Annotated in this window: 25 protein-coding genes; 5 read left to right on the plus strand and 20 right to left on the minus strand. The window is 74.2% G+C overall.

What is annotated here, in order from left to right:
• Positions 1 to 17: 17 nt before the first annotated feature.
• The 13 genes from ABD946_RS24485 to ABD946_RS24545 form a co-directional block, all read right to left on the minus strand.
• Entirely contained in the window at positions 18 to 986 is a 969-nt protein-coding gene (locus tag ABD946_RS24485) for a D-2-hydroxyacid dehydrogenase family protein (protein ID WP_345287038.1), read from the minus strand.
• Positions 979 to 2,001, minus strand: coding sequence for a mandelate racemase/muconate lactonizing enzyme family protein (locus ABD946_RS24490; RefSeq protein ID WP_345287040.1), 1,023 nt, complete (start codon positions 1,999 to 2,001; stop codon positions 979 to 981). Before ABD946_RS24490 ends, ABD946_RS24485 begins: the two co-directional genes overlap by 8 nt.
• The gene (locus tag ABD946_RS24495; protein WP_345287042.1) at positions 1,998 to 3,377 is read right to left on the minus strand and encodes a DUF6025 family protein; all 1,380 of its coding nucleotides are present in this window, start codon (positions 3,375 to 3,377) and stop codon (positions 1,998 to 2,000) included. Before ABD946_RS24495 ends, ABD946_RS24490 begins: the two co-directional genes overlap by 4 nt.
• Positions 3,374 to 5,875 carry an aconitate hydratase AcnA gene (gene acnA / locus ABD946_RS24500; protein ID WP_345287044.1) on the minus strand — a complete coding sequence of 834 codons (2,502 nt, stop codon included), beginning with the start codon at positions 5,873 to 5,875 and terminating at the stop codon, positions 3,374 to 3,376. Before acnA ends, ABD946_RS24495 begins: the two co-directional genes overlap by 4 nt.
• Complete coding sequence (locus ABD946_RS24505) at positions 5,872 to 7,257, minus strand: citrate/2-methylcitrate synthase (RefSeq protein WP_345287046.1); 1,386 nt, start codon at positions 7,255 to 7,257, stop codon at positions 5,872 to 5,874. The genes acnA and ABD946_RS24505 overlap by 4 nt, the downstream gene beginning before the upstream one ends.
• Before the next feature lie 46 nt (positions 7,258 to 7,303).
• Positions 7,304 to 8,905 carry an amino acid adenylation domain-containing protein gene (locus ABD946_RS24510; RefSeq protein ID WP_345287048.1) on the minus strand — a complete coding sequence of 534 codons (1,602 nt, stop codon included), beginning with the start codon at positions 8,903 to 8,905 and terminating at the stop codon, positions 7,304 to 7,306.
• 167 nt (positions 8,906 to 9,072) lie between these two features.
• On the minus strand, positions 9,073 to 9,696 hold the full coding sequence (locus ABD946_RS24515) for an RraA family protein (protein ID WP_345287050.1): 624 nt from the start codon (positions 9,694 to 9,696) through the stop codon (positions 9,073 to 9,075).
• Positions 9,696 to 12,350, minus strand: a complete 2,655-nt coding sequence (locus tag ABD946_RS24520; RefSeq protein WP_345287053.1) for a YCF48-related protein — start codon at positions 12,348 to 12,350, stop codon at positions 9,696 to 9,698. Before ABD946_RS24520 ends, ABD946_RS24515 begins: the two co-directional genes overlap by 1 nt.
• A 37-nt stretch (positions 12,351 to 12,387) precedes the next feature.
• Entirely contained in the window at positions 12,388 to 13,620 is a 1,233-nt protein-coding gene (locus tag ABD946_RS24525) for an MFS transporter (RefSeq protein WP_345287055.1), read from the minus strand.
• Entirely contained in the window at positions 13,614 to 14,450 is an 837-nt protein-coding gene (locus tag ABD946_RS24530; RefSeq protein ID WP_345287057.1) for a hypothetical protein, read from the minus strand. Before ABD946_RS24530 ends, ABD946_RS24525 begins: the two co-directional genes overlap by 7 nt.
• Complete coding sequence (locus ABD946_RS24535) at positions 14,443 to 15,126, minus strand: response regulator (RefSeq protein WP_345287059.1); 684 nt, start codon at positions 15,124 to 15,126, stop codon at positions 14,443 to 14,445. Before ABD946_RS24535 ends, ABD946_RS24530 begins: the two co-directional genes overlap by 8 nt.
• Positions 15,127 to 15,454: 328 nt before the next feature.
• Positions 15,455 to 15,736 (minus strand): hypothetical protein, encoded by a 282-nt coding sequence (locus tag ABD946_RS24540; RefSeq protein WP_345287061.1) that lies wholly within the window; start codon positions 15,734 to 15,736, stop codon positions 15,455 to 15,457.
• 7 nt (positions 15,737 to 15,743) lie between these two features.
• Positions 15,744 to 15,932 carry a hypothetical protein gene (locus ABD946_RS24545; protein ID WP_345287063.1) on the minus strand — a complete coding sequence of 63 codons (189 nt, stop codon included), beginning with the start codon at positions 15,930 to 15,932 and terminating at the stop codon, positions 15,744 to 15,746.
• Between the two features lie 400 nt (positions 15,933 to 16,332).
• Here ABD946_RS24545 and ABD946_RS24550 point away from each other — a divergent pair, with 400 nt between their 5' ends.
• Entirely contained in the window at positions 16,333 to 17,307 is a 975-nt protein-coding gene (locus ABD946_RS24550; protein WP_345287065.1) for a LuxR C-terminal-related transcriptional regulator, read from the plus strand.
• A gap of 233 nt (positions 17,308 to 17,540) precedes the next feature.
• Here the strand turns inward: ABD946_RS24550 and ABD946_RS24555 are convergent, their stop codons facing one another.
• Both ABD946_RS24555 and ABD946_RS24560 read right to left on the minus strand, forming a co-directional pair.
• Positions 17,541 to 17,966 (minus strand): RNHCP domain-containing protein, encoded by a 426-nt coding sequence (locus ABD946_RS24555; RefSeq protein ID WP_345287067.1) that lies wholly within the window; start codon positions 17,964 to 17,966, stop codon positions 17,541 to 17,543.
• 13 nt (positions 17,967 to 17,979) lie between these two features.
• Positions 17,980 to 18,318: an RNHCP domain-containing protein gene (locus tag ABD946_RS24560; protein WP_345287269.1), complete on the minus strand. Its 339-nt coding sequence runs from the start codon at positions 18,316 to 18,318 to the stop codon at positions 17,980 to 17,982.
• A gap of 351 nt (positions 18,319 to 18,669) precedes the next feature.
• Between ABD946_RS24560 and ABD946_RS24565 the strand changes: the two genes are divergently transcribed.
• Together ABD946_RS24565 and ABD946_RS24570 are read left to right on the plus strand one after the other, a co-directional pair.
• Positions 18,670 to 19,674, plus strand: coding sequence for a GlxA family transcriptional regulator (locus ABD946_RS24565; RefSeq protein WP_345287069.1), 1,005 nt, complete (start codon positions 18,670 to 18,672; stop codon positions 19,672 to 19,674).
• Between the two features lie 82 nt (positions 19,675 to 19,756).
• A complete protein-coding gene (locus tag ABD946_RS24570; protein WP_345287071.1) occupies positions 19,757 to 20,377 on the plus strand; it encodes an isochorismatase family protein in 621 nt (206 codons plus the stop codon).
• A 14-nt stretch (positions 20,378 to 20,391) separates the two neighbouring features.
• Here the strand turns inward: ABD946_RS24570 and ABD946_RS24575 are convergent, their stop codons facing one another.
• Positions 20,392 to 21,933 carry a PLP-dependent aminotransferase family protein gene (locus ABD946_RS24575; RefSeq protein WP_345287073.1) on the minus strand — a complete coding sequence of 514 codons (1,542 nt, stop codon included), beginning with the start codon at positions 21,931 to 21,933 and terminating at the stop codon, positions 20,392 to 20,394.
• Between the two features lie 109 nt (positions 21,934 to 22,042).
• Between ABD946_RS24575 and ABD946_RS24580 the strand changes: the two genes are divergently transcribed.
• The gene (locus ABD946_RS24580) at positions 22,043 to 22,534 is read left to right on the plus strand and encodes an Lrp/AsnC family transcriptional regulator (protein WP_345287075.1); all 492 of its coding nucleotides are present in this window, start codon (positions 22,043 to 22,045) and stop codon (positions 22,532 to 22,534) included.
• A gap of 47 nt (positions 22,535 to 22,581) precedes the next feature.
• On the opposite strand, the gene ABD946_RS24585 is transcribed toward ABD946_RS24580, so the two are convergent.
• A complete protein-coding gene (locus ABD946_RS24585; protein ID WP_345287077.1) occupies positions 22,582 to 23,982 on the minus strand; it encodes a hypothetical protein in 1,401 nt (466 codons plus the stop codon).
• Positions 23,983 to 24,148: 166 nt separating this feature from the next.
• Between ABD946_RS24585 and gad the strand changes: the two genes are divergently transcribed.
• Positions 24,149 to 25,537, plus strand: coding sequence for a glutamate decarboxylase (gad, locus tag ABD946_RS24590; RefSeq protein WP_345287079.1), 1,389 nt, complete (start codon positions 24,149 to 24,151; stop codon positions 25,535 to 25,537).
• A 103-nt stretch (positions 25,538 to 25,640) separates the two neighbouring features.
• Here gad and ABD946_RS24595 read toward each other — a convergent pair whose 3' ends face one another.
• The 3 genes from ABD946_RS24595 to ABD946_RS24605 all read right to left on the minus strand — a co-directional run bounded on the left by ABD946_RS24595 (position 25,641) and on the right by ABD946_RS24605 (position 26,948).
• Positions 25,641 to 26,177 (minus strand): hypothetical protein, encoded by a 537-nt coding sequence (locus ABD946_RS24595; RefSeq protein WP_345287081.1) that lies wholly within the window; start codon positions 26,175 to 26,177, stop codon positions 25,641 to 25,643.
• A gap of 4 nt (positions 26,178 to 26,181) precedes the next feature.
• Positions 26,182 to 26,367: a hypothetical protein gene (locus tag ABD946_RS24600; RefSeq protein WP_345287082.1), complete on the minus strand. Its 186-nt coding sequence runs from the start codon at positions 26,365 to 26,367 to the stop codon at positions 26,182 to 26,184.
• 110 nt (positions 26,368 to 26,477) lie between these two features.
• On the minus strand, positions 26,478 to 26,948 hold the full coding sequence (locus ABD946_RS24605; RefSeq protein ID WP_345287083.1) for a MarR family winged helix-turn-helix transcriptional regulator: 471 nt from the start codon (positions 26,946 to 26,948) through the stop codon (positions 26,478 to 26,480).
• Positions 26,949 to 26,978: the final 30 nt, after the last annotated feature.

Here is a 26,978-nt window from a genome sequence, read left to right on the forward strand (position 1 = left end):
GGTTCGGCGGGGGTGGTTCAGCCGAGGAGGCGGACGGGGGCACCGTCCAGCCAGGCCTCGATGTCCGCGACGGCCTCGCCGTAGTAGGTGCGGTAGTTGAGCTCGGAGACGTAGCCGAGGTGCGGGGTGGCCAGCAGGCGCGGCGCGGTGCGCAGCGGGTGGCCGGCCGGCAGCGGCTCGACGTCGTACACGTCCACGCCCGCGCCCGCGATGCCGCCCGCGTGCAGGGCGGCGAGCAGGGCGTCCTGGTCGATCAGACCGGCGCGCGAGGTGTTCACCAGGTACGCGGTCGGCTTGAGCAGGGCCAGCTCGGCGGCGCCGAGCAGGCCGCGGGTGCGCTCGCCGAGCACCAGGTGGAGCGAGACGAAGTCGCTGGTGGCCAGCAGCTCCTCCTTGGAGGAGGCCAGCTGGACGCCGACCTCGGCGGCCCGCTCGGCCGTCAGGTTCTGGCTCCAGGCGACCACCTCCATGCCGAAGGCCAGTGCCACCTGCGCGACCTTGGAGCCGATCTTGCCGAGGCCCAGCAGCCCGAGGCGCTTGCCGTGCAGGTCGGCCCCGACGGTCCGCTGCCAGGGCCCGCCCTCGCGCAGCCCGGTCGCCTCCGTCACGATGCCCCGGGCCAGGCCGAGCAGCAGCGCCCAGGTCAGCTCGACCGGCGGGGTCGAGGAGCTGGCCGTGCCGCAGACCGTGACGCCGTTGCGCTCGGCCGCGGCGTAGTCGATCACCGAGTTGCGCATCCCGGAGGCGATCAGCAGCCGCAGCCGCGGCAGCCGGTCGAGCAGCGGGGCGGGGAACGGAACCCGCTCGCGCAGGGTCACGACGATGTCGAAGTCGGCCAGCGCGTCGGCGAGTTCGTCCTCACTGCCGAAGTGCTCGGTGAAGCTGGTGACCTCCACCCGCCCGGCCAGCGGGCTCCAGTCGGCGACGGTGGTGGCGACCGCCTGGAAGTCGTCCAGTACGGCGCAGCGCAGCGTGGTGTCAGCCATGTCGGTCTTCTCCGTCTTCTCGGTGGAACATCGGGTCGGGGGCGACGCCGAGGCCGGGCGCCCCGGGAATGGTGAGCGTGCCGCGGTCGATGCCGAGGCCGTCGAACGGGTCGGCCGCCAGGCCGACCGGTCCGTCGAGGTCCAGGTGGTCGGCCAGCGGTGCCAGCTGGGCCATCGCGGTGACACCGAGGCTGCTCTCGACCTTGCAGCCGAGCATCACCTGGAGACCGCAGGCCCGGGCCAGGACGATCGCCTCGCGGGCGCGCTCCAGACCGCCGCACTTGACCAGCTTGAGGTTGACCCCGCGCACCCGGCCGCGCAGCGCCGGCACGGACTCGGGCCCGGTGCAGTCCTCGTCGGCGAAGACCGGCACCGGCGAGCGCTCGTGCACCCACCCCAGATCGTCCAACCGGCCGGGTGCGACCGGCTGTTCGAGCAGCTCGACGCCGTGCCGGTGCAGCTCGCGGGCGACCCGCAGGGCCTGGTCGGGCTCCCAGGAGCCGTTGCCGTCCACCCGGATGCGCCCGGCGTAGACCGATCGCAGCAGCCCGGCCCGGCTGCCGTCGTCCTCCGGGGTGAACTTCAGCTTGAGGACCGGCCAGTCGGCCAACTCCCTTCCCTTGGCGATCAGTTCCTCGTCCGGGCAGGCCCCGATGGAGAGCGCGGTGGGCGGCACGGGCAGCCCGTCGAGCCCGAGGATCCGGTGCAGCGGCTGGCCGCAGGCCTTGCCGAGCAGGTCGTGCAGGGCCAGGTCGACGGCGGAGGCCGCCGCCGGGCCGATGCCCGCCGAGGCGAGCCGCCCGAGCAGCTGCCGCAGTCCGTACGGCGAGGCGTCCTCGAGCAGCGGCGCGCAGGCCGCCAGTTCGTCCGGGTCCGCCCCGCGCGCGGTGCCGTACCCGGTCAGCCCCTGCCAGCTCAGCTCGACCACGCTCTGGCGGACCTCGGTGATGACACCGGTGTTGCTGGCGAAGGCCTCCTTGAGCGGGACGACGATCTCGTACTGACGGAACCTCACCCCCACACCTCCTCGAACGCGGCGACGGCGCCGCAGGCCTGGCGGAACGTCAGCTCGTGGAAGCCCTCCGGCTCGACCGGTACGGCGGGCTCGCGGTGCGCGCCGTCGGCCGGCACCCCGCTGCCGCCGCGGAAGCGGCCGCGCAGGTAGTCCGACAGCCGCTCGCCGTGCCCGTCCAGCCAGCCCAGCGTCGTCCCGTACGCGTCGTCCGGTCCGGCCGCCCGCACCCGGTGGAACAGGCCGGCCAGCAGCTCGGCGTCGCCCGGCGAGGTGCTGGGCGGGCAGAGCATGAACGCCTGGGCGGGCAGCAGGACGAAGGCCAGCGGGGAGGCCTGCTCGAAGTGGCGCACCAGCGGGTCGGTGATGGCCCGCAGCGAGCGCACGGTGGAGCGGCGCGAGAAGTAGCCGCCGCGGCGCGGCGGGCAGCCGGCCATCGCCCGGGCCCCCCAGTGCAGGTGGGTGATGAACGGGCGCTCCGGCGCTCCGGCCGGTGCGTCCGGGTGGTGCATGTCCAGCATCCCGAACAGCACGTTGGTCAGTTGGAGCGACATCACCGGGAGGACCGGCGGCAGTTCGCCGATCCGCGCGAAGAACTCCCGCGGCTCGACCAGCGCGCGGACGGTCAGCAGCACCGCCTCGGCCAGCGCACGGGCGGAGGGGAAGCGGTGGCCGTCGAGCAGGTAGCCGGTGCCGTCGGGGACCAGGTCGCAGCGGGCCACCTCGCCGTCCAGCCGGACGGCCTGGCTGATCAGCTCGGCGAAGGCCTGGTTCCGGCCCTGGGCCGCCGCCTGCTCCAGGAGCAGGGTGAGCATGTCGACCACCAGCGGCGCGTTCTCCACCAGGGCGGCGGCCCACTGCTTGAAGCGGTAGCCGGGCAGTTCCAGCATCCGCCGCCAGTGCACCTCGACCAGCGGCACCAGCTCACCGTCCACCTCGGCCTGCACCAGCGGGCAGAACAGCGGGCGGGAGCGGTCGCGCCGGGCGAAGCCGGTGCCGTCCCAGGTGTACAGGGCGAGGGTCTCCCGCTCGCCCCGCTCGATCACCGAGCCGGGCTGGTAGGCCTCGTCGCCGCCCTCGGTCTCGGCCTCGGTACGGGTGAAGCCGTAGATCAGCGGATAGCCGTAACCGGCGCCGCAGATCGCGGTGTTGAAGTCCATCGGGCCGGAGCGGCCGGCCGCGATGTCGGCCCAGTTGCCCAGGTGGCCGGTGCGCGGAGGCAGCAGGGACGGATCCTCCCGCAGGGCGGCCAGCACGGTGCCGATCGGCACGTCGTGGGTGCCGACGTGCACCGGCTGGAAGGTCTTGGCCCCGGCCGCGAGCGCGTCGGCGGCAGCCGCCGCCCGCAGGCCGAGCCGGTCGAGCACGTGCGCGTTCACCGGGCCTCCTCCGCCCGCAGCCGCTCCAGCAGGTGGGGCAGGGTGCCGCCCGCGAGCAGCACCTCCCACTCCCCGGCCGAACGCACGTCGGCCCGCAGGGTGACGCTCCGTCCGGCGGCGGTCAGCCGCGCCTCGCCGCTCTCCCGCACCCCGTCCAGCTCCAGCTCGTACTCCTCCCGTCCGGTCAGGCCGAGTGCGGCCCAGCCCTCGGGCAGCAGCAGCGGCAGGATGCCCATCGCGCACAGGTTGGCGCGGTGGATCCGCTCGAAGCCCTCGGCCAGCACGGCCCGCACGCCCAGCATCCAGGGGCCCTTGGCCGCCCAGTCGCGGGAGGAGCCCATGCCGTAGTTGCGCCCGGCGAGCACGATCAGCGGGGTGCCCTCGGCCCGGTAGCGCTCGGCCGCCTCGTAGACCGGCAGCCGCTCGCCGCCGGGCAGGTGCAGCGTGGTGCCGCCGCTGTCGCCCTCGCCGACCAGGTGGTTGCGCAGCCTGGGGTTGCCGAACGCGCCCCGGGCCATCACCTCGTGGTTGCCGCGCCGCGCGCCGAAGGAGTTGAACTCCCGCTCGCCCAGGCCGCTCAGGTAGCGGCCGGCCGGGGAGTCGGGCGCGATCGCGCCGACCGGCGAGATGTGGTCGGTCGAGACGTCGTCGCCGAGCGCCAGCAGCGCGCGGGCGCCGCGCAGCGTTCCGAGCGGGGCCGCCGGGTCGACGTAGGCGGGCAGCCGCAGGTAGCCGGAGCGCTCGTCCCAGGCGAAGACCTCGCCCTCCGGGGCGGCGATCGCCTGCCAGGCGGCACCGGCCGGCTCCGGCTCGGTGAACACCTCGACGGTGGCGAACTCCTCCTCCAGGGAACGCAGTTCCTCGTCATCGGGCCAGAGGTCCCGCAGGTGCACCGGGGCGCCCTCGCGGTCGGTGCCCAGCGGCTCGGACTCCAGGTCCACCCGTACGCTCCCGGCCAGGGCCAGCGCGACCACCAGGGCCGGGGAGGCCAGGTAGCCCGCGCGCACCTGCCCGTGCACCCGGCCCTCGAAGTTGCGGTTGCCGCTCAGCACGGCGGCCACGGTCAGGGCCGCCTCGTCGACCGCCGTGCCCACGCCCTCGTTGAGCGGGCCGCTGCCGCCGTTGCAGGTCATGCAGCCGTAGCCGGCGACGTGGAAGCCCAGGCGCTCCAGATCGGCCAGCAGGCCGCTGGCGCGCAGGTAGCGGGTGACGGCCCGGGAGCCGGGCGAGAGGCTGGTCTTGACGCGCCCGGGCACGGTCAGGCCGCGCTCCACGGCGCGGCGGGCCAGCAGCCCGGCGGCCAGCATCGCCCGCGGGTTGGAGGTCGAGGTGCAGGAGGTGATCGCGGCGATCACCACGTCCCCGTCGGTGACCTCGCCCGAGGTCCGGTACGGCCCCTGGTGCAGGGCCGCGAACGAACCGGGCAGACCGCCCAGCGAGATCCGCTGGTCCGGGCGGCTCGGCCCGGCCAGCGCGGGACCGACCTCGCCGAGGTCGAACTCGACCACCCGGCCGAACCGCGGCTCGGCCTCCTCGCGGAACAGCCGCTGTGCGCGGCAGTACCGCTCCACCCGCTCGACGTGCTCCGCGCCGCGGCCGGTGCGCCGCAGGTAGTCCAGCGTCTCCCGGTCGACCGGGAAGTACGCGGTCATCGCGCCGTACTCGGGCGCCATGTTGGCGATGGTGCAGCGGTCGGGGGCGCTCAGCGCGGCCACCGACGGGCCGGTGAACTCCAGCATCAGGCCGGTCACGCCCTCGCGGCGCAGCCGCTCGGTCAGCGCCAGCACCACGTCGGTGGCCGAAGTCCCCGGCCGCACCTGCCCGGTGAGCCGTACGCCGACCACGGCGGGGATCCGGATCGGCTGGGCCAGGCCCAGCATCAGCGCCTCGGCCTCCAGGCCGCCGACGCCCCAGCCGAGCACCCCGAGGCCGTTCACCATGGTGGTGTGGCTGTCGGTGCCGATCACGGTGTCGGGGTACAGCTGCCCGTCCGGGCCCTCGGCGACCACGGTGGCCAGCCGCTCCAGGTTGACCTGGTGCACGATGCCCCGGCCGGGCTCGGTCACCCGGAGCCCGTCGAAGGCCTGCTCGGCCCACTTGAGGAAGGCGAAGCGCTCCTGATTGCGGCTCAGTTCCAGCGCCTCGTTGCGGGCCAGCGCGTCCGGGCCGCCCGCCCGGTCGGCCTGCACCGAGTGGTCCACCACCACGTCGACCGGCAGCGCGGGATTGACCCGGCCGGGCCGGTCGACCCGGCTGCGCAGCGCGGCCAGGTCGGTGAGCAGCGGGATGCCGGTGTAGTCCTGCACCAGGATCCGGGCCGGTCGGAAGGGCAGCTCCAGGCCGGGCTCCTCGCCCCGGGCGAGCCGCTCGCCGAGCAGCGCGGCCCGCTCCGACTCCCCTGCCCTGAGCAGCTGTTCGAGCAGCACCCGGCCGGTGTAGGGCACGGCGCCGAGCTCGAACCCGGCACGCCGCGCGAAGTCCGGAAGGTCGACGGTCATCGGGCCGCCCCCGGATACGCCCGGCCCTGCGGGCCGACGTAGTCGAGCAGCGGGCGGATCAGCACGTTGTTGGCCTGCTGCTCCAGCGCCTGGGCCACCCAGCCGGCGGTGCGGCCGACCACGAAGAGCGGCACGGCCAGGTCGTCCGGCAGGCCCATCAGGCGGTAGGCGAGCCCGGCGTACAGGTCGACGTTGGCGGCCACGCCGTGGCGGCCGCGCGGGCCCATCGCGGCGGCCACCGCGTCCAGGATCTCCAGACCCCGGCTGTCGCCGCGCTCCTCGCTCAACTCGACCACGGTGGAGCGCAGATGACGCACCCTCGGGTCCTCGGTGCGGTACACCCGGTGGCCGAAGCCCATCACCGGCTCGCCCCGGTCGTGCAGGTCGGCCACGTACGCCTCGGCGTTCTCCGGGCTGCCGACCCGGTCGATCAGGCCGACCACCCGCTCGGCCGCGCCGCCGTGCACCGAGCCCGCGAAGACCGCGACGGCGGCGGTGAGCGCGGCCGTCATGCCGGAGCGGCTGCCGATCGCGACCCGGGCGGTGAACGCCGAGGCGTTGGAGCTGTGGTCGGCGTGGACGATGAAGCCCTTGTTGACGAAGCGGACGGCGGCCGGGCTCGGCCGCTCGCCGAGCAGCGCGGTCAGGAAGGCCTCCGGGTACGACAACTCCCCGTCCGGCAGCAGGGGTTCGCGGCCCGAGCGGTAGGCGTGGTGGGCCGCGACGATCATCGGGATGCGAGCGATCAGCTCGATCCCGGCCGCGCGGGCCTCCGCCAGGCTCTCGTCCGTGCCGGCCGGCCGCCGCGGGCCGAAGGCGCCGAGCGCCGAGACGCAGGTCCGCAGCGCCTCCATCGGGTGCGCGTGGGCCAGCGTGCGGGCCAGCTCCAGCACCGGCCCGGGCAGCTGCCGGGCGGCCGCCAACTCCTTGGCGAACAGCTCCAGTTCGGCGGCCTCGGGCAGCTCGCCGTGCACCAGCAGGTAGGCCACCTCCTCGTACGAGGCGCGCTCGGCCAGGTCGTGGATGCCGTAGCCGCGGTACTCGAGCACCCCGGCCGCGCCGTCGATGCGGGTGACGGCGGTCCGGTCGAAGCTCACGCCCTCCAGGCCGCGGTGCACGGTGTGCCGCTCTTCCGTCGCGGCGTCCTCGGCAGCCGGCTCCGGCTCGCCGCCGGCCACGAAGGCGCGGATCGAGCCGACGCTGCGCAGGGCCAGCGTCCAGTCGTCGTCCACCGTGACGCCGTACTCCTGCTCCAGCGCCACCATCAGCGTGACGTGGCCCAGGGAGTCCCACTCCCGGATCGACTGGTACTCCAGCTCGTCGGTGACGAGCTCCTCGGCGATGCCGAGGGTGCGCGCGACGAAGTGCTCGACGCTGCTCATGAATTCCCCTCCTGGATGTGCTCGTTGTGGCCCGTCGCGGCCGGGGTCAGACCCGGGCCCGGCCGACGGCGTCCTGCCGCTCGTCGAGCCAGTGGCGCAGCGCCGCCCGGTCGACCTTGCCGTTGCCGTTCACCGGCATCTGCTCGATGGCCCGCACCGAGCGCGGCACCATGTACCCGGGCAGCCGGTCCGCGCACTCCGCGGCCAGCGCGTCGGTGTCCCCGGCGCCGCTGTCTCCGGCGCCGGAGACGACGGCGGTGATGGTCTCCTCGTCCGGCCAGAGCAGGGCCACCGCCTCGACGGCGCCCGCCCGGCGCAGCACGGCCTCGATCTCGCCGAGCTCGATCCGGTAGCCGCCGACCTTGACCTGCTGGTCGTTGCGTCCCAGGCAGACGTAGTCCTCGCCCTGGAGCCGGACCAGGTCACCGGTGCGGTAGTAGGTCCGCCCCGCCCGCTCGAACCAGCGCTCGGCGGTCAGGTCCGGAGCCTGCCAGTAGCCCGGCGTGGTCTGCGGGCCCGCCACGCACAGCTCGCCGGCCTCGCCCTCGGGCACCGGGGCCAGCGCCTCGTCCACCACCAGCGCGTGCAGGCCGGGGTACGGGCGGCCGATCGGCACGTTCTCGTGCACGCACTCGGCCGGGCTGCGCTCCGGGTCCCAGCGGTAGGCGGTGCAGGCGATGGTGAGCTCGGTCGGGCCGTAGAGGTTCTCCACCACCGAGTGCGGAGCGGCGGCCTGCCAGGCCTCGGCCGTCGCGCGCGGCAGCGCCTCGCCGCAGAACAGGCTCCAGCGCAGCGTCGGCATGGAGCCCGGCCTGAGCGAGCCGCGCTTGCGCAGCATCGCCCCCACCGAGGGCACCGAGAACCAGACCGAGATCTCGTTGCGCTCCAGGTACTTGTACGGGGCCAGCAGCTCGATCGGGTCCATCCCGCAGAGCCGGGCGCCGTGCTCCCAGGCCATGAACAGGTCGAAGACCGAGAGGTCGAAGGTCTGGTCGAAGGTCTGGGTCAGCCGGTCCGCGGGGGTGAGGCGGTAGCGGGCCTGGTTGGCGTCGAGGAAGGCCCGTACGTTCCCGTGGGTGACCGGCACGCCCTTGGGGGTGCCGGTGCTGCCCGAGGTGAAGAGCAGGTAGGCGACGTCCTCCGGGCCGACCTCCGGCAGGTCCTCCAGCGGCGCGGCCGCCGCGAGGTCCGCCGCGTCGAGCACCCGGGCGCCGCCCAGGTCGCCGGCGGCGCCGCGCAGCACGTCGGGCAGCAGCACGACCGGCCGGTACGGCAGGCCGCGCAGCAGCTCGCCGAGCATCGGCAGCGAGCCGGCGTCCACGATCAGCGCGTCCACCCGGGCGCGCTCCAGCATGGCGCGGGTGCGCTCCAGCGGGAACCGCCGGTTCAGCGGCACGAAGGCGGCCCCGGCGCACAGGGCGGCGGCCACCCCCAGGTAGGAGGCCTCGCTGCGGTGGGCGAACACCCCGACCCGGCCCGGACGGCCACCGGCCGTCTCGACCAGCAGCGCGGCCCAGCGGCGGGCGGTCTCGGCCGCCTCCCGGTACGTGTGGTCCCGGCGCCCGACGGTCAGGGCGACGTGGTCGGGGCGGATGCGCGCGTGCTCAAGCAGGCCTGCGCCCAGAGGTGCTTTCAGTGCAGTGGTCATCTCGATCCGAACGTCCGAACATCGGCAACTGGACGGGTACGACATTAGTCGCGCCAAAGCCCCCGGGCACGGTTGCGCCCATTTATCCCACAACAATTCACGGCGCCCCGGAAAACACCGGACACCCCGGGGAGAAAATCTCCCCGGGGTGTCCGGAAAAACATCCGTCAGCCCTCGAATCCTGTGTCCTTCAGGGCCTTCTCGATCTTCGCGCGGTGCGCCGCCTCCCAGTCGTCCAGGGTCTCGGCGGCCTCCTTCGCGAGCTTGGCCAGGGCTGCGGCCAGCACCTCCTCACGGCGGGCGGCGGGCACCACGACGACACCCTCCTCGTCGGCCACCACGATGTCCCCGGGGCCGACCAGGACGCCGCCGCAGCGCACCTCGGTGCCGTGCTCGCCCAGTCCCTCCTTGGTCCCGGGGATCGGGATGACGCCCCGGGCGTACACCGGGAAGCCCGCCTCGCGCGCCTCGGCCACGTCGCGGATCAGCCCGTCCAGGACGAAGCCGGCCACGCCCCGGCGCTGCGCGACGGCGCAGACGTTGCCCCCGGCCAGCGCGTAGTCCAGATCGCCGGACTCTGCCACGATCACCGCGCCGGGCTCGGCCCGGTAAATGGCGGCGTGCAGCATCAGGTTGTCGCCGGGCGGGCACTTCACGGTGAATGCCGGACCGGCCGTCCGCTCCATTCCGGACCAGAGCGGGCGGACGCCGATGTCCATGACCTGGGCGCGGCCGAGGACATCGGCCAGCGTGGTCGTCGGAATGTCCTGGAATTCATTGTGCTGAACCATCAGATTGCATCCTTTTCCGGGCTGTAGAGGTGTTGGTCCCAGGTGGTGCCACCGTCGGCGGTCGACAGGACGGTGCCCTCGTCGCCGACGATCCACGACTCCCGCGCGGAGACCACGCGGACGTTCCAGAGCGACACGCCCGAACCGGTGGTGCCGGCCTGCCAGCTGGCGCCGCCGTCGAGCGTGGTCGCGACGGTGTCGCTGCGGCCGACGGCGCGGCCGGTCCTGCCGTCGGGCGAGAAGTGCACGGCGGTGAAGTTCTGCCGGGTGCCCGCGTCCCGGCGCTGCCAGCTGCGGCCGCCGTCCCGGGTGTGCAGCACGGTGCCGCGGTGGCCCACCGCCCAGCAGGTCAGCGGGTCGACGGCGTGCACGTCGATCAGGTCGTCCTCGACGCCACCGGGCTGGAGCTCCCAGCTCGCGCCGCCGTCCCGGGTGCCGAAGACCTTTCCACCGGTGCCCACGGCCCAGCCGGTCCGGTCGTCGGCGAAGTCGACCGCCCACAGGGCGCCGTCGGGCTCGGGGAGGGTCTGGTGGGCCCAGGTGGCACCGCCGTCGGTGGTGGCGAGCACGGTGGGGCCGTCGCCGACCGCCCAGCCGGTGCGGCCGTCCGGGCGCACGTGCACCTCCAGCAGGTCCTTGAGGCTGCCGCTGGGCTGCCGCTGCCAGCTCGCACCGCCGTCCCGGGTGACCAGGACGGTGCCGGCCCGGCCCACCGCCCAGGCGGCGTCCCGGCCGGCGGGCGAGACGGAGTACAGGTTGGCGGGGGTGCCGCTCGGCCGGGGCGCCCACCGGTCGCCGCCGCGCGAGCCGAGCAGGGTGCCGCCGTCCCCGGCCACCCAGCCGCCGGTGCCCCGGCCGCCCTCGGCGAAGACGTGCAGGCCGTAGAGGTTGCGGCCGGTGGAGGCGACGCCGCTGCGCCAACCGGCGCCCAGGTCCTCGCTGGTGAGCACGGACGAGCCGTCACCCACCACGTGGACCCACGAGCCGTCGGGCGCGGCCCGGACGGCCTTGAGGTTGCCGGCCACCCCGCTCTCCTGCCGGGCCCAGGTGGCACCGCCGTCCGCCGTGGCCAGCACGGTGCCGCCGGCGCCGACCGCCCAGCCGTGCTCGCCGGAGGCGGTGAACGAGACGCCCCACAGGGCGAGTCCGGTACCGCTCTCGCGCCGCTCCCAGTGCGCGCCGCCGTCGACGGTGCGCAGCAGAGCGCCGTCGCGGCCGACCGCCCACACCGTGTCGCCGCCCAGGACGTGAAGGTCCGTCAGGCTGCCCGCCACCGGGGTGCTCTGGCGCCGCCAGCTCGCGCCGCCGTCCTCGGTGGCCAGCACCGTCCCGGCCGCACCGACCACCCAGCCGCGCTTCTCGTCCGCGAAGTCCACCGCGTACAGCGACTCGTCCCCCGGCACCTGCCGGTGCTGCCAGCTCGCGCCACCGTCCTCGGTGGCCAGCACCGTCCCGGCCGCACCGACGGCCCGGCCCCGCTCCCGGTCGGTGAAGTGCACCGCGTACAGCGTCCGGTCGGTGCCGGAGTCCTGGCGCCGCCAGCTCGCGCCGCCGTCCTCGGTGGCCAGCACCGTCCCGGCCGCACCGACCACCCAGCCGTGCCGCCGGTCCGTCAGGACGTGTGCGCCCCACAGCAGTTCGTCCGTCCCGGTGGCCGGGGCCTGCCAGGTGGCGCCGCCGTCGGCGGTGACGGCGAGCAGACCGTCCTGCCCCACCGCCCAGGCGGAGGTGCCGGTGCCGTGCACGCCGACCAGGTCCTTGTGGATGCCGCTCAGCTGCGGGGTCCAACCGGTGCCGGAGTCACGGGTGTTGAGGATCGTGCCGCTGTCGCCGACGGCCCAGCCCCGGTCGCCCTCGGGGGCGAAGGCCAGCGCGACGAGGTCCTTGGCCGTGCCGGTCGGCAGCACCGCCCAGCTCAGCCCGCCGTCCTCGGAGGCCAGCAGGACGCCGTCGTCGCCCGAGGTGTAGACCCGGCGGCCGTCCGGGGCGGCCCACAGGCCGTACAGGTCGAGGTGGGTCCCGGTCTCGGCCGCGGCCCAGCTCGCTCCGCCGTCGGTGGAGCGCAGCACGGTGCCGCCCCGCCCCGCCGCCCAGACCGCCCCGCCGGGGACGGCGTGGATGCCGCGCAGGTCGACCGTGGTGGTGCTCGGCCGGGCCTCCCAGGTGGCGCCGCCGTCGGTGGTGGCGCGGATGCTGCCGTGCTTGCCGATCACCCAGGCGGTCCGCTCGTCCAGGGCGAAGCACCGGGTGTAGTGGGTCTCCTCGAAGGACTGCGGACGCCAGGTCCGGCCGCCGTCGACGGAGACCAGGATGACGCCGCTGTCGCCGACGGCCCAGCCGACCCGGCCGGAGGGGGCGAAGGAGACGCCGTAGAGGTTGCGGTCGGTGCCGGTCTCCCGCCGCTCCCAGTGCGCACCGCCGTCGACGGTGTGCAGCAGGGTGCCGTCGCGCCCCGCGATCCACCCGGTCCGGGTGTCCGCGAAGCAGACCGCCCGCAGGTCCTTGTCCGTCTCCCCCTGGGCGTGCCAGCTGCGGCCGCCGTCGGCGGTCGCCAGGATCATGCCGCCGTCCCCGGCGGCCCAGGCGTGCGCGTCGTCCACCCGGCAGACGCCCTGGAGGTTCACGCTCCGCGGAGCGATGTTGCAGATCATCATCTTCACCTTGTCGAACGGGAATCGTGGGGGAGGGCGGTCAGCCGGCGGCAATCGGCTCGGACGCCGGCTCGGCGGCGGGCCGACGCCGGGCCCCGACCGCGACGACCAGCGGCATGGCGGCCCCGAGCACGGCGAACGCGGCGCCCAGCACGAGCCACCCGTCCGCGCCGTGCTCCAGCACCAGCCAGGCGAACACCGCCGGGGCGAAGGTCTTGCCGATGTCGGCGCCCATCTTGTAGGTGCCCTGGTACTGCCCCTGGGCGTGGTCGGGCGCGAGGTCGAAGGCGATGGTCCAACTGCCCGCGGCCTGCCGGATCTCGCCCCAGGCGTGCAGCAGCGCACCGGCCAGCAGCAGCGTCACCGCGAGCGGCCAGCCGCTTCCGCCGCTCAGCGCGAACAGCACACAGGCGGCCGCCACCGAGAGGGCGCCCTGCCGGCTGGCCCGGGCCGCCGAGCGCAGGTCGTCGGTGCCCCGGGCCACCTTGGTCTGGAAGGCCACCACGAAGCAGGTGTTGGTCAGCAGGATCACCGCGCTCATCCAGCCGGGCGCGCCGGTGTGCTTCAACACCCAGAGCGGGAGCACCACTTCGAGCAGCAGGGTGTGCATGGTGAGCAGTCCGTCCAGCACCGTGAAGGCGAGGAACGGGACGTCGCGCAGCACCGCGAAGGCCGAGCCGGCCGAGGCGGGCACCGGCGGCACCGGCGCCTCCCGCAGGGTGAGCAGACCGGTGGCCAGGAAGCAGACCGCGGTGAACAGCACGGCGGCGTGGTAGCCCGTCGGGGAACCCCAGGCGATCACCAGGCCGGAGAGGCAGGCGCCGATCGAGATGCTGACGTTGAGCCCGGCCCGGATGGCGGCCATCACCATGACCCGTTCGCCCTTCGGCACCACCGCCGCGATCATCGCCTTCCGGGCGTTGTTGCCCGAGCGGTAGGCGATCGCCTGCACCACGGAGACCGCCAGGTACGCCCAGAAGCCGTCCACCAGGAGCAGCGCGGCGGTCAGCGGGGCCAGCGCCAGGAAGGACCAGAGCTGCACGGTGCGCGGCCCGATCCGGTCGGCCATCGCACCCAGCGGGATGCTGAGCAGCAGCACGACGGCGGCCGAGGCCCCGACGCTGACGCCGAGCTGAGCGGGCGTCAGGTGCACCTGGGTCACGGCGTAGATGGCACTGATCGCCATCCACAGCCCCTGTCCCAGGCTCATCACCATGGTGACGTAGGCGAGCAGCCGGGCGGGGCCGGCCGGCGGGAGGATTCGGGTCAACACGGGTAGGTCTCCTGTCGGGTCAAGCCGCCCCGCCAGGGCCCGCGCACCTCAGCGGCACGGGGGCGGGGTACTGCGGGGGGTGTCGTCACGTGGGCGGCGGCCCGGGCGTGAGCAGGGGCGTGGGCCGGGGCGGCCGCCGGCGCCGGGGTCAGGTCGGGCAGGTCGTGCCGCCCCGCCAGCCACTCCTGGGCCCGGACCTTGGCGGCCATCGCCGGGGCCCGCAGGGTGCGTTCGCGCCGCTCGGCCCGGATCCGCTTGTCCGGCCGGGCCCGGTAGCACCGGCGGGCCCAGGGCGCGCCCGGCCGGCTCAGCCGGGCCGCCCCGAGGAGCAGCAGCGGCGGGCAGAACACGCCGGCCAGGCCGGTCCAGTACTTGCCCTTGAGCACGGTGACCACGGCGAGCGGCAACCAGCCGAGCACGTAAGGGAGTTGACCACCAACCAGGCCCGGCCCGAGCAGCGGCCGGGCGGCCAGCGCCAGTGCCACGCAGACCGCGTCCAGCGAGACCCGCCCGCGCGCGGTCCAGTACACGTCCTCCAGGTGCAGGATGAGCGCGAACTCGTCCAGCACCAGCCCGGTGCCGGCCCCGAACGCCGCCGCGAGGGCCACCCGCCCGGCACCGTCCGGCACGACCAGGCCAGCGACTCCGGCAGCCGCCATCAGCACCACGCCGAACACCACGTGGTGCACGTGCAGCCCGCCGAGGCGGACGTTGCCCGGCCACCAGCGCACCCCGGCCCGGATCAGCCGGGCACTCACCCGGATCCCGGCAAACCCGACGGACAGCCCCGCCACGAACGCGGCCAGCGCCGCCCGGCCCGCCTCAGACACCGGAGTACAGGTGCTCGGGGCGGCCGCTGCTGCCGTACCGCAGCGTCAGGCTCACCGTGCGGGTGTGCTCCAGGAACTTGAGGTACCGCTGCGCCGTGGACCGGCTGATCCCCGCCCGCTCCGACACCTCCTGGGCGGAGACCGGCCGGTCCGTCTGGGTGACGATCCGTCGGATCAGCTCGACGGTGCGCTCGGTGACGCCCTTGGGCAGCACGGACGGCGCGGACGGCGCGGCCGCCGCCGGAGCACGGAGCGCGCCGAGCGCGCGGTCCAGCCCGGCCTGGTCCAGCAGCGAACCGGCCAGCAGCTGCCGCAGCCGGGCGTACGCCGCCAACTTCTCTGCCAGCTCCGGCAGTTCGAGCGGCTTCAGCAGGTAGTGCAGCACCCCGGCCCGCAGCGCCTCCCGCACCGAGGCCGGCCTCCGGTCCGCCGACAGCACGATCAGGTCCAGGTCCCGCCCCTGCTCCCGCAGCCGCCGGGTCAGCGCGCAGCCGCTCCCGTCGGGCAGGTGCTGGTCCAGCAGGACCAGGTCGATCCCGCCGCGCTCCACCGCGGCCAGCGCCCCCGCCGCGCTGTGCGCGACGGCCGCGACCCGGAATCCCGGCACCTGCGCCACGTGACGGGCGTTGATCCGCGCCGCGCAGGGGTCGTCGTCCACCACGAGTACGTCGATCACGCCGCCCACCCCTCGAACCGGCTGCCGGGCCGGCCTGTCCCCTCCGACAGGCCGGCCCGGCCGTCGCACCGCCCGTGGTCCCGGACGCGCGGCTGAGCGGCGGTCGCGCGGCGACGGGACGAGGGGCGGGGCGAGGTCCGTGGAGAAAGCGGTTGCCGGGTCACGTGCAACGACCTTTCTGAGCGTGCTTCAGGGCCCGGCGGCTCCGGTCGGGAGCACGGCGGCGGGTCCGGTGGTGCGGGAAGGCCTCCGGCGAGGCAGGGCGCGGCGCCTCCGCGAGGCGAGGCACGGCGCGGCGTCACGCGGCGCCACGCGGCGCCACGCGACGCTAGGCGGGCGGCAGGTAGCGGCTGCGGATCAGCGGCGAGGCGCGGTGGCAGCGCTGGAGCAGCCGGCCGACCCGCCCCTCGGGGCTGCCGCCGAACCGGTCGGCCCGCCGCAGGAAGAACAGGATGACCACCCGTTCCAGCAGCACGCGGACGCTCGCGTGCTCGATGCCGTCCTCGGGGAGGGCATGGGCCCAGAGCGCCCCGACGAGCTCCGAGGCCTCACCGACGGAGGTCGGCTCCCCGGACTCCTGGCGCACCAGGCTGGCGTAGACGATGTCCACCCGGGTCCTAGCCCCACTGGGCGTTGTCGAGGGACAGGACGACCGTCTGCGGCGCGGACGCCTCGGCGGCGAGCTGCGCCGACGCGGCCGTCGGCGCGGGGGCGGCCGCTTCGGCACCCACGACGCCGACGGAGAGCGCGAGGGCGGAGGCGGCGACGAGGGCGGCGGCGGCACGGGCGAGGCGGATGCGGTTCATGGGTCGGTGTCTTCCTGGTCCTGTGATCTCGACCGCGTGGTCCTCGACCTCGCGGTCTCCGGTGTCACGGTCCTTCCGGCGGGGCCGCCCGGGCTGTCCCCCGGTCGGCAGGCCCTCAGCTTCACCCGGGGAGCACGGCCACCGGAACCGCTTTCGGCGGCACGAAGCGGCCGCGCAACTTGCTGCCATGTAGTCATGCTCACATCAAACACCTTCGGCCATTCCCCCCACCCGTACACTCACCCCGGTGGCAATGCACTTCATACGAACCAATTCCGATCCCACCGCCTCCCACCTGCGGCGGAGGCCACACCCGTCAGACCTTGAGGCAGCGCCGAGGAGATGTAACGATGTGGCCGGATCAGGTGCTGCGGGGGGCCGCACCACGTACGGGGGAACCATGCTCGAAGCGCTCGGCCTGACCGCGACCGCGGTCGCCGTCTACCAAGCCATGCTCGACCGGCCGGACCACGGGGTCGAGGAACTGGCCGCCGACTGCTCGCTGAGCCCGGGCCAGGTGCACGACTGCCTGGACGAACTGGCCGGCCTGATGCTGGTCCGGGCCTCCAACGAACGGCCGGGCACCCTCTGCGCGGTCATCCCCGAGATCGGCCTGGCCGACGTGCTCGCCCGCCAGGAGGCCGAGCTGGCGGCCCGTCAGGCCCAGCTCGCCGCCTCCCGGGCCGCGCTCACCCAGATGGTCGCCGAGCGCGCGGGCTCCCGGCCCGCCATGGGCGAGCGGCTCTGGGGCATGGACGCCATCCAGCACCGCATCGAGCTGCTCGCCCGCCGGATGACCTTCGAGTGCCTGGGCGTCCACCCCGGAGCCAGCCACCGCCCCGAGGACCTCGCCGCCGCCCGGGTGGCCGACACCGAGCCGCTGTCCCGCGGCGTCAGCATGCGGACGCTCTACCAGGACACCACCCGGAACGACCCGCACACCACCGCGCACGCGCACTGGCTGCTCAGCCGGGGCAGCGAGGTGAGGACCGCCCCGGTGCTCCCGCACCGTCTGGTGATCTTCGACCGGGCCGCGGCCATCGTCCCGATCGACCCGGCCGACAGCCGGGTCGGCGCCCTGCACGTCACCGAGCCCGGCATCGTCACCGCCCTGGTCGACCTCTTCGAACAGGCCTGGTCCACCGCCGTCCCGCTCGGCGCCACCCTCACCCAGGACCCGGCCACCGGCCTGACCACCATCGAGCGCGAACTGCTCCGCCTGCTCGGCGGCGGCCTGACCGACGAGGCCGCCGGCACCCGCCTCGGCATCTCCGTCCGCACCGTCCGCCGCCACATGGCCTCGATCATGGAGCGCCTCAACGCCAGCAGCCGCTTCGAGGCCGGCATCAAGGCCGGCCAGAAGGGCTGGCTCTGAACCGGCCCGCCAGCGGGGTCCGCACCACCGGGGGACGGGACCTTCACCGAGCCTGACCAGGCATCAGGACGCTTCCGGCAGGCCGTAGTTCATCTGCGGCGCCCGACCGTGCCGAAGGCGCTCCGCGCGCCCACGAACCGCCCGGTGACCGGCCGTTGACCCACTCGTCGGCCGACGCCGAGGGAGGAGAGGCCCGCACCGCAGCCGCGGTGCGGTGCGGGCCTCGCGACGGTTCAGAGGTCGAGCGGTGCCAGGCCGGCCGTCCGCTGCTCGCGCAGGGGGCGGACGGCGAGGCGGAGCAGGGGCAGCGGGTTGTCGTCGCCCGCCGTCCGGTTGGCGCTCAACTCGCCGCAGGAGAGGCACTGGTGGATGATCAGCCACTCCCCGTCCGGGCGGACGGAGAGGCCGAGGGGCTCCATCCGGCCCCGGCAGTCCGAGGCGCGGTCGCCGGGGATCCGGCGGTCGACGTGGAGACTGGCGAGGCAGTTGGGGCAGTGGTTGCGGTGGGCGGTGCCGGGGGCGTCCAGGGAGACGTCCAGGCGGCAGGAGACGCACCGGAAGTCGTGCGCCCGGTGCCCGCTGCCGAGGCCGTGCAGGACGTCCTTGTGGCGCTGCGGGCGGTGCTGCTGCCGGCGGTCGGCGTTGCTGCGTCGTGGCATAACCGTCCCCTCCTCAGAGCGCGCCGAACGCTTCGAGCGGGAACGGGGGTTGGGCCAACGGCCGGACCGCCGTCCGCATCAGGATCAGCTGGTTGTCGTCCGGACGGACCGGATTGGACGTCAGCTCGTCGCAGCGCACGCAGCGGTGGACGACCATCCAGTCGCCGGTCCGCAGGACGGCGATGGCGATCGGCGTCATCCGGCCGTGGCACTCGCTCGGGCCGCCCTCGACCTGGTCGAGGACGTGCCGGGACTGCAGGCAGGACGGGCAGTGGTTCCGCCGCGCGCCGTCGGGCGCGAAGGTGGTGACGGTGAGACCGCACCAGGCGCAGTCGAAGGTGGCGGTCTTCATGGTGGTGGAGACGGTGTGGCTGGACACCCGGGGTGCTCCTTGCTGAGAAGGCTTCACTGACAGCAAGAGCAGGCCGAGCGGCCTCGACAGGGGAACCCCGTCCGGCGATCGCCGCCCTTCAGGAGGACGACGGAGAACGGGAGTTACGCGTTACCGCGAGGCGCACTCGGCGCGGTCCGGGTCATACACTTCCCTGCCTTCCGGCCACCGTGGCCACTGGACGTCCCTGACGGAGCGGTCACGCTAACAACCGCCGCCTCCGCGTCGCCACCGATTTACCCCGGACGTGATGTCCGGATCTGACGGGGAATCGTCATTGCCGCCATCGGCGGCCCGCCCCAGGATGGAGGCATGTCCACTCCGCACGCTCCCCGGCCGCCGCACCGCGTCGTCATCGCGGTCTTCCCGGACGTCGACCTGCTCGACGTGACCGGCCCGGCCGAGGTGTTCGCGCTGGCGAACCGGGAGACCGCCGGGCGGGCCGGGTACCGGGTCGAGCTGGCCGGGCCCGAGCCGGGCGAGGTGCGGACCTCCGCGGGGGTGAGGCTGGCCACCGACCTGGCGTTCGCCGAGGTCGGGGGCCGGGTGGACACGCTGCTGGTGCCGGGGGCGGTCGAGATGACCGCCGACGGGCCGGTGGCGCTGAACGATCCCCGGGTGGTGGCCTGGGTGCGGGAGACCGCGCCGCGGGCCGGACGGGTGGCCTCGGTCTGCGTCGGCGCGCACGTGCTGGCCGAGGCCGGGCTGCTGGACGGGCTGACGGCGACCACGCACTGGTCCACCGCCGCCCAGCTGGCCGCCGACCACCCGGAGGTGACGGTCGATCCGGACCCGATCTTCGTCCGGACCGACCGGGGGAGGATCTGGACCGGCGCCGGGATCAGCGCCTGCCTGGACCTCACGCTGGCCCTGGTGGCCGAGGACCAGGGCGAGGAGGTCGCGCTCGCGGTGGCCCGGCAGCTGGTGATGTACCTGAAGCGGCAGGGCGGCCAGAGCCAGTTCTCGGTGCCGCTCTCCCGGCCGGCCTCGGCCCGCCGGGACATCGACGAGCTGCGCCTGTGGATCGCCGACCACCTGGACGGGGATCTGTCCGCCGCCGCGCTGGCGGGACGGATGTGCCTGAGCGAGCGTCACTTCGCCCGGGTCTTCCGGCAGCAGACCGGCACCAGCCCGGCCGACTACGTGCAGGCCGCCCGGGTGGAGGCCGCCCGCCGGCTGCTGGAGGGCACCGACGAACCGCTGGAACGGGTCTCCTCGGCTGCCGGCTTCGGTTCGGCCGAGAGCCTGCACCGGGCGTTCCGCCGCCAGCTGGCCACCACCCCGGCCGCCTACCGCCGCCGCTTCCGCACCGACTAGACCGACCCACCGACCCACCGACGCAGCGGGACAGCTGCGTCCCCGGAATGCCCTTTTTCTCACGGAAAGTCAGGAATCAACCATGACCACCACCGCTTCCGCCACCCTCCGCGACGTCAGCGGCCTGGACAGCACCCCGCCCCGCCTGAGCGAGTCCGTCCTGGTCCTGATCGACTACCAGAACACCTACCGCACCGGCGTGATGGCGCTCGACGGCGCCGAGGAGGCCGTCGCGGCCGGCGCCCGCCTGCTGGCCCGGGCCCGGGAGCTGGGCACGCCCGTGGTCCACGTCGTGAACGACGGCGGCGAGGGCACCCCGTACGACATCCGCGCCGAGATCGGCGCGATCAGCCCGGAGCTCGCCCCGGTGGCGGGCGAGGCGGTGGTGGTCAAGCAGGTGCCGAACGCCTTCCACGGCACCGGGCTGGAGCAGGTGCTGCGCGGGCTCGGGGTCGCCCCGGAGGACGGCAGGGACCTGGTGCTGGCCGGGTTCATGACCCACATGTGCGTCAGCTTCACCGCCCAGGGCGCCTTCAACCTCGGCTACCGCCCCACCGTGGTCGCCGAGGCCAGTGCGACCCGGGCGCTGCCGGGCCCGGACGGCCGGGTGGTCCCGGCCGCCGTGCTGCACACCGCCGCCCTGACGACCGTCGCCGACCTGTTCGGCACCGTGGTCCCGACCGTCGACGCGCTCCCCGCCTGAGGCGGCGTGCCGGTCTACCGTGCGGCCGTGGCAGCCGCGCGGTAGACCGGGTCCTCGGCCAGATCGGCCAGCAGGGCGTCCAGCTTGGCCCGGTCCACCGAGGGCATCAGGAAGACGTGCACGTAGTCCCGCCGGGAGGACGGATCGCCGGGGGCGGTGAGCAGGCTCTCGCAGGAGAGCGACCACTTGGCCACCGCCTCCGGCCCGGGCCGGCGGAACCGCACCGTCACCGCGCCGGGCGTGCGGGCCGTCCACAGCTCGGCGCCCAGCTCCCGCTCCAGCTCGCCGAGCCGGCCCTCCAGGTAGCCCGCCAGCTCCTGGGACCGGCGGATCCGGTCCACCTGGTCCTGGTGGGAGTGCCGGGAGAGGTGGTCCCAGAGCACCAGTGGGGAGAAGCCGTTGCGCGAGCCGGCGAAGGTGGAGTCGGGCGCGCCGATGTACTCGGGCCGGGTGGGCGGCTCCAGCTGGTACTTGGTCCGGGTCATGAAGACCCCGCAGGGCCACGGCACCCCGGCCCACTTGTGGCCGCTCATCGCGATCGAGGAGACGAAGTCCAGCTCGCCGTGGCCAGCGGTGGGCAGCCGCAGCCCGAAGTCGAACTCCGGCAGGTCCTGCTCGGGCCGCCAGCCGTACGTCTCCGGGTCGGCCGCCGCCATCCGCAGGAAGGGGGCGTACCCGCCGCCGAGCGCGCCGTCCACGTGGATCCAGAAGCCCCGGCGGACGGAGCCGTCCGGCAGGTGACGCTCCATCAGGCCGTGCCGCTCGAACACCGGCAGCAGGAGCTCACCGGCGGCGCGGACGTCGTCGTGCGCGCCCTTGAAGGTGCTGCCCAGGTTGAAGTTGACGAAGACCGGGTGCCCCTTGGCGGCGAAGAACTCGACCAGCACGGCGAGCGCCCGCGGGTCCATCGCGCCGGGCCCGTCCCAGGAGTGGCCGGAGGGGCCGGCCAGCGAGGGCACCTCGGCGGGCCAGGCGCCGCCGAGCGGGCACTCGTCCGGGTAGAGCTCGGCACCGACGGCGGCGAAGGTGGCGACGCCGAGCACCCGGACGGCCTTGGCGAAGGAGTAGTGGGTGTCCTCGGAGTAGAACGCGACGGGCTGCGGCGTACCGGGGACGGTGAGGTAGTCCCGGGCGTTCCACAGGGCGTACATGTTCCCCTCGGTGGAGCCCATCGAGAGCATGTAGCCCCAGTACGAGTCCGGGTCCTCCCGGTCGTACGGGCGGCCCGCGCGCCAGAGCTTGGCGTAGTAGTCGAGCACCGCGCGCTCGACCACCTTGGTGTTGGGCTTGTAGCCGCCGCTCTGGAACGGGTCGCCGAGGTTGTTGATGTTGCTCAGCATGAACCGGGCCAGGTCGAGCGCGCTGCCCGCCATCGACTGCGTCGCCTGGTAGCCCACCAGGTGCTGCCGCTTGCGGGTCAGGTAGTCGTCCATCGCGTCGAGCGCCCGCAGGCGCTCCGCGTCGGGCAGCCCGGCGGCCGGGATCTCGAAGTCGCGGAGCTCCGGCTCGGGGTCGGGACCGGTCGAGGGGTGCCGGGTGACGGCGGGGCTGCTCATGGAGCCAGGATGAGTTTTCCGATGATCCAACGAAAGCGATCCGAACAATATTCGGAATCCGGCCGTGGGAGCTTGCGGATCGACCGTCCGGGCCGGGAGCCTGGGGGGCGTGCCGAATTATCGTCAGCCCGCCCGGGGCCCCGTGGACGAGCTCGACCAGGCGATCCTGCGGGTCCTGGTGGAGAACGCCCGCACCCCCAACAACGCCCTCGCCGAGGCCGTCGGGATCGCCCCCTCGACCTGCCTGGCCCGGGTCCGCTCGCTCCGCGAGCGCGGCATCATCAAGGGGTTCCGGACCGAGGTCGACCCGGCCGCGATCGGCCTGCCGCTGCAGGCGATGATCTCCGTCCGCCTACGGGCGCACACCCGCGAGCAGAACGAGAGCTTCCGCACCACCGCCCCCGAACTCCCCGGCGTGCTGGCCGTCTTCCACATGGCCGGCTCCGACGACTACCTGCTCCACGTCGGCGTCGCGGGCCCCGAGGGCCTGCGCGACTTCGTGGTCGACCACCTCACCACCCACCCCGCGGTGGCCCAGACCCGCACCAACCTGATCTTCGAACAGATACCGGGCCGCCACTACCTCACCCCGGAGGGCTGACCGCGCCGGAGGACCGACCGACCGTCGGCCCTCCGGCCCGGAGCGGGTCAGGCGACCCAGAACGAGTAGTAGTACGAGTCGAGTTGCAGGCCGTCCGCCAGCACGGGGGTGACGTTCAGCCCCTGCAGGTCGCTGTACTCCGGCGCCCAGTCCAGCCGGGCGGTGCCGTCCGCGGCGGCCGGGACGGTCACCGGCGGGCGGCCGTCGAAGGTGCACAGGTAGCTCGTCACGCCCGGCACCTTCGGGGCGAGGAAGAAGGTGCCGGTCACACCCACGCCACCGCCGAAGTCGTTCTCGGGGTAGACCTGCGAGGTCACCGTGGGGGTGGTGTCCGTGACCGGGCTGGTCCACTGGTTCTGGTTGCTCACCCAGCCGTTGGCGCTGGTGCTGGAGACCGAGAGGCGGGTGATGAGCTGCCCGTTCAGCGGGAGGTGCACGATCGCGTTGCCGGTGGCGGAGGGCTTGACGGTCTGCTTGCGGGTGCCGCGGCCGTCGTAGATCTCCACCGAGTACTCCGTCACCCGCGCCTCCGGCGGCAGGTCGGGGTTGGCCGTGATCTTGAACGGCACCGTCTCGCCCCACTGCGGATCGGCCACCAGCTGCCGGATCTGCGGCGCGGTCGAGTTGACGTAGAAGCTGTACTCGGAGGTGGCGGCCGAACGGGTCCAGGTGCGGTCGAGGCTGGCCACCGTGAGGCGCATCGGCCCCGAGCCGTGCGGCGGGAGCAGCCGCACCGTGGTCGGCCGGCCGGGCCCGGCCGCGCGGACCAGGTAGCTCGTGGAGGTCTCGTAGGAGTCGATCGGGGTCGGGATCCCGCGCTCGCCGACCAGGAAGCCCCCCACGACGGGCAGCGACCCGACCCAGCTGAACTGGTACCCGGCCACGTCGTCCACCCCGGCGGGGTCGAGCGTGATCTCGACCGGGAGGCCGCCCCGGGACCAGGTGTCCGCCGGGTAGTTCGAGGAGCTGATCACCGGCGGCGCGGCCGGCCGGGTGTTGTCCACCACGAAGTGGCAGGGCGCCGTCCAGGCGGAGGACTCCCCGCCCGCCACCGTGCGCGACCGCCAGGCGTAGGTCCGACCCTCCGTCAGTGCCTCGGGCTGCACCACGACGGAGCCCTCGCGGCCGTTCGGCACCGTACCGCTGACCAGGGTGGTGGTCCGGGCCGGGTCGGCGACCGGCCAGTACTCGAACTCCTCGCCGAGGTACCGCAGCTCGGCCGTGTCGGGATGGCTCGGTATGCCCATCAGGGAGACCCCGCTCCTGGCGTTGAGCCAGGTGGCCGCGGCCGGGTCGGCGGCGCAGGCCCGGTTGCCGGAGTACAGGTCGGTGGGCACGGCGGGCGCACCGGTGGCCGCTCCGGCCGGACCGGCGGTGGTCAGCCCGAGGACGAGCGCGCCCAGCGCGGCGAGCGTGGAGCGGACCCGCGGGCCCGGAGTGGATCGCATCTGTTCCCCCATCGTTCGGTGCCGCCCGGCGGTGCACCGGTGTGCCCCCGCATACGAACGGCGAGCGGCAGGCTAGCGGAGATCATCGACGGCGTCGTGCGATTTCGCTCCGTCATATGTCCCGTTATGGTCGGTTTCTGGTGGACCGTGACCGAAAGGGAGAGCAATGGCGCTGCACGAGGTGCGGGAGCACGGGGCGTACGACGGGGCCACGGACGTGTTCGCCTCGACACTGAGCGAGCACGTGCTGCCCAAGCACCACATGCCCGCCGAGCACTCCCGGCCCGAGGTGGTCTACGCCCTGCTCCACAACGAGCTGCTGCTGGACGGCAACGCCGCGCAGAACCTGGCCACCTTCTGCACCACCTGGACCGACGACGAGGTGCGGCGGCTGATGGCCGAGTGCCTCGACAAGAACATGATCGACAAGGACGAGTACCCGCAGACCGCCGAGATCGAGTCGCGCTGCGTCAACATCCTGGGCGATCTCTGGCACGCCCCGGCCGGCGCCGACGGCACCGCCGTCGGCTGCTCCACCACCGGTTCCAGCGAGGCCGCCATGCTGGGCGGGCTGGCGCTGAAGTGGCGCTGGCGGGAGCGCCGCCGCCGGGAGGGCAAACCCGCCGACCGGCCGAACCTGGTGGCCGGACCGGTGCAGGTCTGCTGGGAGAAGTTCGCCCGGTACTTCGACGTGGAGCTGCGCCAGGTGCCGCTGGAGCCCGGGGCCACCGGTCTGCGGCCGCACCAGCTGCGCGAGTACGTCGACGAGAACACCATCGGCGTGGTGGCGATCATGGGCGTCACGTACACCTGCGACTACGAGCCGGTGGCCGAGATCGCCGCCGAGCTGGACCGGATCCAGGCCGAGACCGGCCTCGACGTGCCGGTCCACGTGGACGCGGCGAGCGGTGGCTTCGTCGCGCCGTTCCTCCACCCGGACCTGGTCTGGGACTTCCGGCTGCCCCGGGTCGCCTCGATCAACGCCTCGGGGCACAAGTACGGCCTGGCCCCGCTCGGCGTCGGCTGGGCCGTCTGGCGGACCGCCGACCTCCTTCCGGAGGAGCTGGTCTTCCGGGTCTCCTACCTGGGCGGCGACATGCCGACCTTCGCGCTCAACTTCTCCCGCCCGGGCGGCGGGGTGGTCGCGCAGTACTACACCTTCCTGCGGCTGGGCCGGGGCGGCTACCGCCGGGTCCAGCGGGCCTGCGCCGAGACCGCCCGCCACCTGGCCGGGGAGATCACCGCCATGGGCCCGTTCACCCTGCTGTACGACGGCACCGGCGCGCTGCCGGCCGTCTCGTACACGCTCACCGACCCCGAGGGCGCCGGCTTCACCCTCTACGACCTCTCCGACCAACTGCGGATGCGCGGCTGGCAGGTGCCCTCCTATCCGCTGCCGGCGGACCGTCAGGAGACGGTGATCCAGCGGGTGCTGGTCCGCCACGGCATCGGACGGGACGAGATCGAACTGCTCGCCCGGGACATCCGTGCCGCCGTGGCCCGGCTCACCAAGGGCGCCCCGGCCGAGACCGACCGCAGTGGCTTCCGCCACTGACACCGCCGCACGGCCGAGCGCGAACGGCCGCCGACGAACGGTCATCGACGAACGGCCGGCGACGCACGGCCACCGGTGAACGCACGCCGACGGACGGGCGCGGTCAGCTCCGCAGCGCCGGCCAGCGGCACCCGACCGCCTCGGCGAACCGCCGCCGCCTCCCCCAGGGGGCGGTCGGGAGGCCCGCGGCGGTGACCAGGGAGCGCAGGTGGGCCTCCGTCAGGGCCCGGTCGAAGGAGACGTACCCGCCCGGTGCCGGGTCCGGCCGGCAGCTCTCCCGCAGCGCGCGCGGGACCAGCCGCGACCCGGTGACGGCGGCGTGGCCTGCCCGGTAGCGGAGCCGGTCACCCGCCGCCCCCACCACCGTCAGGTCGCTGCCGACCGGGTCCTGGTACCAGCGGCCGCCGAGCCGGGCGAGGAAGAGCAGCACGTGGTCACCGGGCTCCGGCGCGTGCTGCGCCCAACTGGCCGAACGTCCGACGAACTCGAAGGACTCCCCCGGGCGCAGCCCGAACTCCCGCGTGGAGTACGCCTCCTGGACCACCGCCCGGACCCGCTGCGGCCCCGTCCGCCCGACCACCCGGACCCGCACCAGGTCGTGCTGCCGCAGCCGCTCCGCCAGGAACGCCGTCTCCGTCATGCCGTCACCGTAGACCCTGGTCCCGGTGCGGACGGAAGACGGTGACCAGCACCCGGAGGGCGAGCGCCGAGGCGACCACCAGCAGGCAGTAGCCGAGGAACTGGTGGACGGTGATCCGGCCGTCCAGGGTGGGCCCGCCCTCGACGCCGACCAGCAGGGCGGCCATCACCCCCGAGGTGGCGGCGAGCACGGTGAGCAGGACCTGGTGGAGCAGGTCGGTGACCGTGCGTCGGCCCCACCGACGATCTGAGAGATCATCAGATTTTGCGAGGAGCGTACGACCGGCGGTCGCCGCCGGGCTCAGGCCTCGGCGCCGGCCGCGTCCAGGGCCGCCGTGACCCTGGCCAACTGGGCGTGCAGGGTCGCGAGTTCGGAGACCGGGAGGCCGGTGGCGGCCAGGATCCGGCGCGGCACCCCGGCGGCCTCGGCGCGCAGCTCCGCACCGGCCTCGGTGAGGCTGACGACGACCGAGCGCTCGTCCTCCGGGCTGCGCTCGCGACGGATCAGGCCGGCCGCCTCCAGGCGCTTGAGCAGGGGGGAGAGGGTGCCCGAGTCGAGGCGCAGGTGCTCGCCGATCCGCTTGACCGGCAGCGCGCCCTGCTCCCAGAGCACCAGCATCACCAGGTACTGGGGGTAGGTGATCCCGAGGTCCTTGAGGATCACCCGGTAGACGCCGTTGAAGGCGCGCGAGGCGGCGTGCAGCGAGAAGCAGATCTGGCTGTCGAGCCGGAGGAAGTCCTCGTCCGGCAGCTCGGTGGGCGGCGTGGTCATGGGTCCAGGGTAGCGCCACCCCGCGCTATT

The organism is Kitasatospora albolonga, from assembly GCF_039535905.1.
Taxonomy (GTDB): domain Bacteria; phylum Actinomycetota; class Actinomycetes; order Streptomycetales; family Streptomycetaceae; genus Kitasatospora; species Kitasatospora albolonga.

Bases quoted from the DNA above. Each gene is read 5' to 3' on its own strand.
- ABD946_RS24485 (WP_345287038.1), bottom strand. From the start codon at position 986: ATGGCTGACACCACGCTGCGCTGCGCCGTACTGGACGACTTCCAGGCG.
- acnA (WP_345287044.1), bottom strand. From the start codon at position 5,875: ATGACCGTCGACCTTCCGGACTTCGCGCGGCGTGCCGGGTTCGAGCTC.
- ABD946_RS24505 (WP_345287046.1), bottom strand. From the start codon at position 7,257: ATGAGCAGCGTCGAGCACTTCGTCGCGCGCACCCTCGGCATCGCCGAG.
- ABD946_RS24510 (WP_345287048.1), bottom strand. From the start codon at position 8,905: ATGACCACTGCACTGAAAGCACCTCTGGGCGCAGGCCTGCTTGAGCAC.
- ABD946_RS24515 (WP_345287050.1), bottom strand. From the start codon at position 9,696: ATGGTTCAGCACAATGAATTCCAGGACATTCCGACGACCACGCTGGCC.
- ABD946_RS24520 (WP_345287053.1), bottom strand. From the start codon at position 12,350: ATGATGATCTGCAACATCGCTCCGCGGAGCGTGAACCTCCAGGGCGTC.
- ABD946_RS24545 (WP_345287063.1), bottom strand. From the start codon at position 15,932: ATGAACCGCATCCGCCTCGCCCGTGCCGCCGCCGCCCTCGTCGCCGCC.
- ABD946_RS24550 (WP_345287065.1), top strand. From the start codon at position 16,333: ATGCTCGAAGCGCTCGGCCTGACCGCGACCGCGGTCGCCGTCTACCAA.
- ABD946_RS24555 (WP_345287067.1), bottom strand. From the start codon at position 17,966: ATGCCACGACGCAGCAACGCCGACCGCCGGCAGCAGCACCGCCCGCAG.
- ABD946_RS24560 (WP_345287269.1), bottom strand. From the start codon at position 18,318: ATGAAGACCGCCACCTTCGACTGCGCCTGGTGCGGTCTCACCGTCACC.
- ABD946_RS24565 (WP_345287069.1), top strand. From the start codon at position 18,670: ATGTCCACTCCGCACGCTCCCCGGCCGCCGCACCGCGTCGTCATCGCG.
- ABD946_RS24570 (WP_345287071.1), top strand. From the start codon at position 19,757: ATGACCACCACCGCTTCCGCCACCCTCCGCGACGTCAGCGGCCTGGAC.
- ABD946_RS24575 (WP_345287073.1), bottom strand. From the start codon at position 21,933: ATGAGCAGCCCCGCCGTCACCCGGCACCCCTCGACCGGTCCCGACCCC.
- ABD946_RS24585 (WP_345287077.1), bottom strand. From the start codon at position 23,982: ATGCGATCCACTCCGGGCCCGCGGGTCCGCTCCACGCTCGCCGCGCTG.
- gad (WP_345287079.1), top strand. From the start codon at position 24,149: ATGGCGCTGCACGAGGTGCGGGAGCACGGGGCGTACGACGGGGCCACG.
- ABD946_RS24595 (WP_345287081.1), bottom strand. From the start codon at position 26,177: ATGACGGAGACGGCGTTCCTGGCGGAGCGGCTGCGGCAGCACGACCTG.
- ABD946_RS24605 (WP_345287083.1), bottom strand. From the start codon at position 26,948: ATGACCACGCCGCCCACCGAGCTGCCGGACGAGGACTTCCTCCGGCTC.